Source organism: Streptococcus sp. 263_SSPC (assembly GCF_001071995.1).
In the GTDB taxonomy this organism is placed as follows: domain Bacteria; phylum Bacillota; class Bacilli; order Lactobacillales; family Aerococcaceae; genus Granulicatella.
Window position 1 is genome coordinate 1 of sequence record NZ_JVNU01000017.1, and the last position, 5,589, is coordinate 5,589.

Below are 5,589 nucleotides of genomic sequence, written 5' to 3' on the forward strand. Positions count from 1 at the left end.
GTCGTTGGAGATTCCGTTGTCGTAGGCGCTACTGTAGTTGTAGGAGCCTCTGTTGTTGTCGGAGCTTCCGTTGTCGTTGGAGCCTCAGTCGTAGTAGTTGTTGTTGGCGCAACTGTTGTAGTTGTTGTAGTCGTCGTTGGCACTTCTGTTGTTACAGGTTTAGCGCTTGGTTGCCATACGCGAACATAATCGATTTGCATGTCTGAACGACTGCCATCCTTATAACTATCTTTGTAAGGAATCGCGTCCGTATAGTTACGAGTACCGCCATCCCAGTCTTTTACGAATGAACCCCCTACAATATGCGTTAATCGTAAAATAAATCCATTTTCTGGATTGACAAATGCTTCCTTATTTGTTATCTCACTGTATTTTCGTGTATAAAGGGCTTGTCCATCATAAAAGAAAGTAATTTTATCCCCTTCTTTTAAGACACCATATGTGTGGAAATCTGTTTGCGTATCTCCATTATTAGGGAGCACTTTTTGATATTGATCACTATACTTTTCCTTCTCATCCTTATTCTTAGGAGGAGTTGGTGCTGTATGGATATTGGCTTGAATAAATTTGGGATCATACCCTTTAGACTCGAAGACATCAATCTCCCCACTCTTCGGAGAGCCTCCGCCTTTTGTACCAGTCATCCAGAAGGAAGCCCATGAAGATTCACTTAATGGTAACTTGATACGTGATTCGGCATAGAAGTCACCTACAAATTCCGTAAGGACTTTCCCGTGACGGTCACGTGTTTGGATCGCCCCAGAGGTAAACGGTGCTTTATAAGTAATCGTTTGTTTTGTCTTTGAGTCTACATAAGTATTCTCACGATCTACCAATTCATGTTTTTTTGTTTGGTCATTCCACTTCAATTGCTTCGGCGTATAGAGTGCCGTTAAATGAAGAATTCCATCTTTTAAAGATACATTTGCTGGGTCGTCTGTGAAATGCATTTGCGTTCTTGCTTTAGGATCGAAACTTGAAAGAGAATAATCCCATTTTGTTCTGTCGAGTTTGTCTCCATCAAACTCATCAAACCATGTTAAGTCATAGTTTGTCGGAACCCCATTTGGCAGTGTGACATTAGGAACTTTTCCTTCACCTGTTTCTGCATAGACTGTTGCGATTGGCGCTAATAGGCTTGTGCTTAAGATAAGGCTTGCTCCTAAAACTCTTGCTCCTGCAATCATACCTTTTTGTCTATTACGTACTTTTTGCATAATTGTTCTCCTATTTCTTCTTTTATTTAGGAAGAGAGTTTCTGTAACCCCTTTCCTACATTAGACATTATCTAAACTGGGTAAGAACATTTCCTGACAGACTTATGAAATTAATCTATTAAAAGTATAGTTAAATTGCTAAATAAGTATGATTTCGATTTAATTATAAAGAAAATATGGAGAGCAAAATTTCCTTTTATTTACAAATATCCTCCCTTTTGAGTGGCAAAAACATTGATAGAACGCTAAAAAAAGGAGTTAACTAGAATTAGTCTAATTCACTCCATCAAGATGTCTACTTTTTGAACACAATTTGAAAAAAACTGAGCCGAATTTCTCCGACTCAGTTAAAATTTTATTATTCTGCTTCTGGAACAAGCGCTTCTGGGAAGTGTTCACGCACAATTGCTGCACAACGATTACATAAAGTTGGAGCATCTTCTAATGTTCCTACTTCAATCTTCACAGCACGGCAACGTTCACACGTTTCACCTTTTGCATGTTCAACAACGACTTTCACGCCTTCGCCTTCAACCGCGTTCGCAGGTGCTTCAACACCTTCTAGAGCGACTTCTAATTCACTTACGATGAACAATTGAGCGACATTTGTATTTAAGCTGTCTAATAAAGCACGAACTTCGTTAGATGGGTAAAGCGTTACTTTTGCTTCGAAGTTCTTACCGATTAATTTCTCGTTACGAGCTTCTTCTAAAGCTTTCAATGCAGTGTTACGAACTTTGAAGAATTCAGCCCATTGTGCTAATACTTCTTCTGTATTTTCGTAGTTTTCTACTGCTGGGAACTCAGCTAATTGAACATAAGCTTCTTCTTCCTTCAAGTATTTCCAAACTTCTTCACTTGTGTGAACTAAGATTGGGCTTAGTAATTTCGTTAATTTCACTAAGATATCGTAGATAACTGTTTGCATTGCACGACGTTCGTAGTTATCTTCATGTTCGATATACACAACGTCTTTTGCAAAGTCTAAGTAGAACTGTGATAAATCAACGGTACAGAAGTTCATCACTGTTTGGTAAATTGTTGAGAATTCGTAGTTTTCATACGCTTCTTCAATTGTCTTCACGATATCGTTGAAACGAATCATCATGTATTGGTCAACAGTGCGTAGGTCTTTAAACGCTACAGCATGTTTAGATGGTTCGAAGTCTGTAGTGTTCGCTAACATAAATCGCATTGTGTTACGGATCTTACGGTATGCTTCAGATACTTGGTTTAAGATTTCAGTACTGATACGTACGTCTGATTCGTAGTCCACAGATGATACCCATAGACGGATAATGTCTGCCCCTTTTGTTTGCATTTCTTTTGCAGGTGAGATGACATTTCCTAGAGATTTACTCATCTTCTTGCCTTCTCCGTCCATTACAAACCCTTGAGAAAGAACTGCTTTATAAGGCGCTTGTTTATGAACTGCTACACTTGTTGTTAAACTTGAGTTGAACCATCCACGGTATTGGTCTGATCCTTCTAAGTATAAATCAGCTGGGAATGTTAATTCTGGGCGAATGCTTAATACACCAGCGTGTGAGCTACCTGAGTCGAACCATACGTCCATGATGTCCATTTCTTTTGTAAATGTACCATTTGGACTGCTTGGATGTGTGAATCCTTCTGGTAATAAATCTTTTGCTTCACGCTCGAACCATACGTCAGAACCGAATTCTTCGACTAATTTAGCAACGTGTTCTGTTGTTTCTGGAGTGATGATTGGTTCTCCGTTTTCAGCGTAGAATACAGGAAGTGGAACACCCCATACCCGTTGACGAGAGATGACCCAGTCACCACGGTCACGAACCATGTTGTAAATACGTACTTGACCTGATGGGTGGTACCATTTCACATCATTTTCGATCACATCTAAAATATCTTGACGGAAAGCATCGATAGACGCAAACCATTGTGGAGTTGCACGGAAGATAACTGGTTTCTTCGTTCTCCAGTCATGTGGGTAACTATGCACGAAATAGCTTAATTTTAGTAATGAACCATTTTCAGCTAACATGTCTGTAATGACTTTGTTTGCTTTGGCATAGAACATTCCTTCAAAACCAGGAGCTTCTGCAGTGTAATGACCTTGATTATCCACTGGTGATAATACATCTAAGTTGTATTTACGTGAATAGTAGAAGTCATCTTCCCCGTGTCCAGGAGCTGAGTGAACTAAACCAGTACCCGCATCTAGCGTTACGTAGTCCCCTAGCATCACTAGTGATTCACGTTCGTAGAATGGATGCCATGCTGTTGCATATTCCAATTCAGTTCCACGGAATTCTTTTACTACTTCCACTGATTCCCAACCAAGAGTTTCAGCAAGTGAGTTCACTAATTCTTTGGCTACTACAAAAGTACCTTTGTCTGTTTTCACTTCTGCATATTCATAGTCAGGGTGTACGAAGATCCCTAAGTTTGCTGGAAGTGTCCAAGGAGTTGTTGTCCAAATAACAAATGACGCATCATCTGATACAACACCTTTTCCGTCTTTGACTTTGAACGCCACATAGATTGATGGACTTTCTACGTCTTTATATTCGATTTCAGCTTCAGCAAGTGAAGATTCACTTGATGGAGACCAATAAATTGGTTTTAATCCTTTGTAAATATAGCCATTTTCAGCCATTTTACCGAATACACGAATTTGTTCTGCTTCGAATTCTGGTTGAAGAGTTAAATATGGTTTATCCCATGTACCTGTAACCCCTAAACGTTTGAATTCAGCACGTTGGTTGTCCACTTGACGTAATGCGTATTCCGCACATAATTTACGAAATTCAGCGATTGATAATTTCTTACGGTCAACCCCTTCAGCGTTTGCTAAAGCTTGTTCGATTGGAAGTCCGTGTGTATCCCATCCTGGTACGAATGGTGCACGGAATCCGCTCATTGATTTACTACGAACGATAAAGTCCTTCGAAATCTTGTTTAAGGCATGTCCCATGTGAACCGCACCATTGGCATATGGTGGTCCATCATGAAGCACGAATGTTGGTTTTCCTTCATTCTTTTTCTGACGTTGTCCATAAACGTCTGCTTCTTCCCATTCTTTTTGGTAATCCACTTCTTTTGTTGGTAAGTTCCCACGCATTGGGAATTCTGTTTTCCCAATTTGCAATGTTTCCTTCATCTTCATTGAATTTCCTCCTTTGTTTGACTGTTTTTTTCATCTTTTGACCACTGAGCATAAAAAAAGCCCCTGCCAAGTTGCAGGGGCGAAATCATATCCGCGGTACCACCCAAATTTACAAACAAATTTTTTGTTTGCCTTGGTAAATTGTTAACGCCATTTAAGCGACTCTTCTTAATCTAACGTGTATTTCAGAAAAGTTTCTAAGAGATGATTCTTGCTATAAACAGGGACTGCCAATCTTCCACCAATAATCGGCTCTCTAAAAGTGTATTTACACAAGTTGTTCTCTTCATCGAATAGATAAATTTTACGCTATTTGAAATGATTTTGCAAGATTTTCCATCTACAAAAAGAGAAAACCGGCTCACATTGTGAACCGGTTTGAGGGCAGACTACTTTTTCAAATGTTTTGGACCGGTTAGGAGTGTCCTCTCATCTGATTTTTTTCGTTCTTTCCTAGTCTCTTTTACCTTTTTTAGGAATGGCTAGGCCTAATCCACCAAGAGCTGCAAGAATTCCTCCAACGATTCCTGGAGTTACATCTTCTACCCCTGTATTTGGTAATGTTTCTTTTGCTTCACCTGCTGCAGGCGCTGGAGCTGGTTTATTTTCTCCTTGGGCTGCACTTGGAGCTGCTGCTACTTGTGTAGTAGGTGCTGCTGGTGTTGCAGGTGTTGCTGGAGTAGTTGGAGTTGCTGGTGTTTCACTAGCGGCAACTTTGAATGTAACTGCGTATAAACTGAAGTGTTTAACGTTAAGTGTAACGACATTGTTTTCTCCGTTAGAGAATTCAACTTTTTCTTTCACTTCTTTTGTATCGCTTGTTACGAAGTATGCACCATCTACTTCTTTATCAACTGGGAATGTTACTTTGGCATCCCCTTCAACACGAACTGCTTTACCATCTTTGTCGACGAAAGTAATTTCATAACCTTGATATTCTTTTCCTTCAAGACCTTTAATTGTTTCGTCCACTTTTTCAACTTTAAGCATCTTGATGTTCTTATCAAGAAGTTTAGTTGGAACTTCAACGACTACTGGAGTATCTCCGTTTTCATCTTCAAATCTCGCAATACCTTTTTCCTTATCCACCGTTACCTTCACGCCATCTGTTTCGTATAGAGGTAATTCAACAGTTGGTTGGTCTGGTGTTGGTGTTGGTGTTGGTTCTGGATTTGGAGTTGGCTCTGGGTTCGGAGTTGGCTCTGGGTTCGGAGTTGGCTCTGG

The 5,589-nt window shown here is 39.9% G+C and carries 3 protein-coding genes and 1 other annotated feature; all 3 genes read right to left on the reverse strand.

The features are described 5' to 3' along the window. The coding region (locus tag ADH02_RS01565; RefSeq protein WP_048782026.1) for a glycoside hydrolase family 16 protein at nt 1-1,217 on the reverse strand (1,217 nt) is incomplete at its 3' end. 358 nt (nt 1,218-1,575) lie between these two features. Beyond that, on the reverse strand, nt 1,576-4,365 hold the full coding sequence (gene ileS, locus ADH02_RS01570; protein WP_048782027.1) for an isoleucine--tRNA ligase: 2,790 nt from the start codon (nt 4,363-4,365) through the stop codon (nt 1,576-1,578). Between the two features lie 72 nt (nt 4,366-4,437). Next, nucleotides 4,438-4,664, reverse strand: a binding site (T-box leader). A 154-nt stretch (nt 4,665-4,818) separates the two neighbouring features. Then, nucleotides 4,819-5,589: LPXTG cell wall anchor domain-containing protein (locus ADH02_RS09690; RefSeq protein WP_048782028.1), on the reverse strand; the 771-nt coding region annotated here is incomplete at its 5' end.